The organism is Streptomyces nanshensis, from assembly GCF_001751255.1.
GTDB classification, from domain to species: domain Bacteria; phylum Actinomycetota; class Actinomycetes; order Streptomycetales; family Streptomycetaceae; genus Streptomyces; species Streptomyces nanshensis_A.
In genome coordinates, this window is record NZ_LJGW01000396.1 from 1 (window position 1) to 3,493 (window position 3,493).

At 70.0% G+C, this 3,493-nt stretch carries 4 protein-coding genes; 1 reads left to right on the forward strand and 3 read right to left on the reverse strand.

Annotated elements, in window-relative coordinates:
• Positions 1 to 212: 212 nt before the first annotated feature.
• On the reverse strand, positions 213 to 479 hold the full coding sequence (locus tag AN218_RS24725) for a hypothetical protein (RefSeq protein ID WP_070019144.1): 267 nt from the start codon (positions 477 to 479) through the stop codon (positions 213 to 215).
• A 202-nt stretch (positions 480 to 681) separates the two neighbouring features.
• Positions 682 to 1,440 (reverse strand): phosphoglyceromutase, encoded by a 759-nt coding sequence (locus AN218_RS24730; protein WP_070019145.1) that lies wholly within the window; start codon positions 1,438 to 1,440, stop codon positions 682 to 684.
• Between the two features lie 122 nt (positions 1,441 to 1,562).
• Here AN218_RS24730 and AN218_RS24735 point away from each other — a divergent pair, with 122 nt between their 5' ends.
• Positions 1,563 to 3,101 (forward strand): MFS transporter, encoded by a 1,539-nt coding sequence (locus AN218_RS24735; protein WP_079132547.1) that lies wholly within the window; start codon positions 1,563 to 1,565, stop codon positions 3,099 to 3,101.
• Here AN218_RS24735 and AN218_RS38480 read toward each other — a convergent pair.
• On the reverse strand, positions 3,063 to 3,493 hold a 431-nt coding region (locus AN218_RS38480), incomplete at its 5' end, for a PucR family transcriptional regulator (protein WP_244900668.1). The genes AN218_RS24735 and AN218_RS38480 overlap by 39 nt on opposite strands.

Genomic DNA, 3,493 nt, shown 5'->3' on the forward strand with positions numbered 1-3,493 from the left:
CCTCCGCCCGCGGTCAACAGCCGCGCGCGGAGGGCTTCTTCGCGCCGTGATGCTTCCGGGGGCCAGGGCTGCTGCTTGCCCTGAGTCTTAACCGGGCGTTCGAAGGCCCGCGTTGCTGGCGATCCGCGATCCAATACCCCGAACTCGGGCTTCTGTCGCGGGTCGTTGTCGGTCATCGCCGGGCGACTTCGCACTGCCCAGTGACGACTGCCTCATGCCGCCACTTGCGGCTCGTCGTCCCCCGGTTCTGCCTCGTCCTGCACCGGGTCGCTGTACTGCGCGGTGGCTTCGGCCCACCGGTAGTCCCACGTCATCCTGCTGCGAACCATGAGCACACTGTCGGGAAGGAGCTTGCCCTTCGCTGCTTCCACGGCTGAAGCAGTGGCCGCCTCATAGGCGGACTTGATACGTGCCGAGCCGTTCCTTCGGTCGCTCATATCGAACTCAAGGGTCACCGTTAAGACCTTGGGCGTGGACATAGCTACCCCCCAAACCAGACGGAAAGTGCAACTTGCAAATACTTTACGGCTAGATGTCCGTCTTGGGGTCACTTTCGGGCAACGCTTGAGATAAGTTGCCCGCCCTCCGCGCCCTCCGCCCCGCGACAGCGAGAAGCCCTCCGCCCGCGGTCAACAGCCGCACGCGGAGGGCTTCTTCGTGTCGCGTCTCGTACCCGCAGGGCTACTTCTTGCCCTGGTTCTTCACCGCCTCGATCGCCGCCTTCGCCGCGTCCGGGTCCAGGTACGTGCCGCCGCGGGTGACCGGGTGGAAGTCCGCGTCCAACTCGTAGCTGAGCGGGATGCCCGTGGGGATGTTCAGGCCCGCGATGTCCTCGTCGGAGATGCCGTCGAGGTGCTTGACCAGGGCGCGCAGGGAGTTGCCGTGTGCCGCGACCAGGACGGTGCGGCCCGCGAGGAGGTCCGGGATGATGCCGTCGAACCAGTACGGCAGCATGCGGCCCACGACGTCCTTCAAGCACTCGGTGCGCGGGCGCAGTTCGCTGGGGACGCCGGCGTAGCGGGGGTCGTCGCTCTGTGAGTACTCGGCGCCGTCGGGCAGTTCGGGCGGCGGGGTGTCGTACGAGCGGCGCCAGAGCATGAACTGCTCCTCGCCGAACTCGTCGCGGATCTGCGCCTTGTCCTTGCCCTGAAGGGCGCCGTAGTGCCGCTCGTTGAGGCGCCAGGAGCGGCGGACCGGGATCCACAGCCGGTCGGCGGACTCCAGCGCGAGCTGCGCGGTGCGGATGGCCCGCTTCTGCACGGAGGTGTGCAGGACGTCGGGAAGCAGTCCGGCGTCCTTGATCAACTCACCGCCGCGGACCGCCTCCTTCTCGCCCTTCTCGGTCAGGTTCACGTCCACCCAGCCGGTGAACAGGTTCTTCGCGTTCCACTCGCTCTCTCCGTGCCGGAGGAGGATCAGCTTGTACGGTGCGTCGGCCATGCGGTGCACCCTACTGCGTGCGCGTACCGGTCCCGTGGGTGTGTCCGGAGGCGATATCCGGCCTTCGCGGTGTGGCCCCCGCGCACATGGGTCGGGGGCCGGTTCGTCCCTACGGTCTCGCCATGACCCCCGAGAATCCCGCAGCCGACAAGGGCCCGGAGCCCGCGTCCGCGTCCGCTCCGCACGGCCCGTCCGCACCACCGTCCGCGCCGCCCTCCTCGTCGTCCTCTGCCTCGTCGTCCTCGTCGTCCTCGTCGCTGCGGCGCATCGTCGCCGCGAGCCTCGTGGGCACGACGATCGAGTGGTACGACTTCTTCCTCTACGGTTCGGCCGCCGCGCTGGTCTTCAACAAGCTCTTCTTCCCCGGCTCCGATCCGCTCGTCGGAACCCTGCTGTCCTTCCTCACCTACGCCGTCGGCTTCGCCGCCCGCCCCATCGGCGCGCTCGTCTTCGGGCACTACGGCGACCGGATCGGCCGTAAGAAGCTGCTGGTCCTCAGCCTGCTGCTGATGGGCGGCGCGACGTTCGGCATCGGGCTGCTGCCCACACACGCCACCGTCGGCACGCTCGCTCCCGTACTGCTGACGACGCTGCGCCTCGTGCAGGGCTTCGCGCTCGGCGGCGAGTGGGGCGGCGCGGTGCTGCTGGTCTCCGAGCACGGGGACGCCAAGCGCCGCGGGTTCTGGGCCTCGTGGCCGCAGACGGGCGCGCCCGCGGGGCAGTTGCTGGCGACGGCTGTGCTGGCGGTGCTGACGGCGCTGCTCTCGGACGCGGCGTTCATGAGCTGGGGCTGGCGTGTGCCGTTCCTGCTGTCGGGCGTGCTCGTCGGGCTCGGGCTGTGGATACGGCTGGCGGTGGACGAGTCGCCGGTCTTCAAGCAGGCGCGGGAGCGCGCCGAGGCACGCAAGGCGCAGGCCGCGAAGCTCAGCGGCGAGGAGCAGGTGGAGCGGATGCCGCTCGTCGCGGTGCTGCGCTTCCACTGGAAGGACGTGCTCATCGCCATGGGCGCGCGCATGGCGGAGAACATCACCTTCTACGTCATCACCGCCTTCATCCTCGTGTACGCGACGAGCGAGCTGGGCCTCTCGCAGCAGACCGCGCTCAACGCCGTACTGATCTCCTCCGCGGTGCACTTCGCCGTGATCCCGGTGTGGGGCTCGCTGTCCGACCGGTTCGGCAGGCGGCCGATCTATCTGCTGGGGGCGATCGGCACGGGCCTGTGGGTCTTCCCGTTCTTCCAGCTCCTCGACACCAAGGACTTCGGCGCGATCGTGCTGGCGGTGATGGTCGGGCTGATCCTGCACGGGGCGATGTACGCGCCGCAGGCGGCCTTCTTCTCCGAGCTGTTCGCGACGCGGCTGCGCTACTCCGGCGCGTCGATCGGCGCGCAGTTCTCGTCGGTGGCGGCCGGTGCGCCCGCGCCGATGATCGCGACCGCGCTGCTCGCGGAGTACGGCAGCTCGACGCCGATCGCGCTGTACGTCATCGCCGCCGCGCTGATCACCGTCGTGGCGATCGCGTGCGCGAAGGAGACCAGCAAGCGGGACCTGACGCGGATCGGCGAGGACGACGCCGCCGACCCGGCGCCCGCCCCGTCCGACTCCGGCCCGGCCGGGGGGAGTTCAGCGTCCGACCGCTCCCGCGAGCCGGTGCAGCCGTAGCGCGAGCTGCGTCTCGAGGGCACGTTCCGGGGACTGCCAGTCGTCGCCCAGCAGCCTGGCCACACGCTCCAGGCGCTGGGCGACGGTGTTGACGTGGACGTGCAGTTCGTCCTTGGCGCGGGCCGGGCTCATGCCGCACGCGAAGTAGGCGTCCATGGTGGCCACGAGGTCGGTGCCGCGGCGTGCGTCGTAGTCGAGTACGGGCCCGAGGGTGCGGCGTACGAAGCTGCCGACGTCGCGGCTGTCGGTGAGCAGCATGCCGATGAAGCCGAAGTCCTCGGCGGCGGCGCCCTGTCCGGAGCGGCCCAGCAGCCGCAGCGCGTCCACGCAGCGCCGCGCCTCCGGGTAGGCCGCCGCGACGGCGCCGGGCCGGGCCACGGGTTCGGCGACCG

What these genes read in the sequence shown, in the direction of transcription:
- AN218_RS24725 (WP_070019144.1), bottom strand. Translation starts at nt 479, where the DNA reads ATGTCCACGCCCAAGGTCTTAACGGTGACCCTTGAGTTCGATATGAGC.
- AN218_RS24730 (WP_070019145.1), bottom strand. Translation starts at nt 1,440, where the DNA reads ATGGCCGACGCACCGTACAAGCTGATCCTCCTCCGGCACGGAGAGAGC.
- AN218_RS24735 (WP_079132547.1), top strand. Translation starts at nt 1,563, where the DNA reads ATGACCCCCGAGAATCCCGCAGCCGACAAGGGCCCGGAGCCCGCGTCC.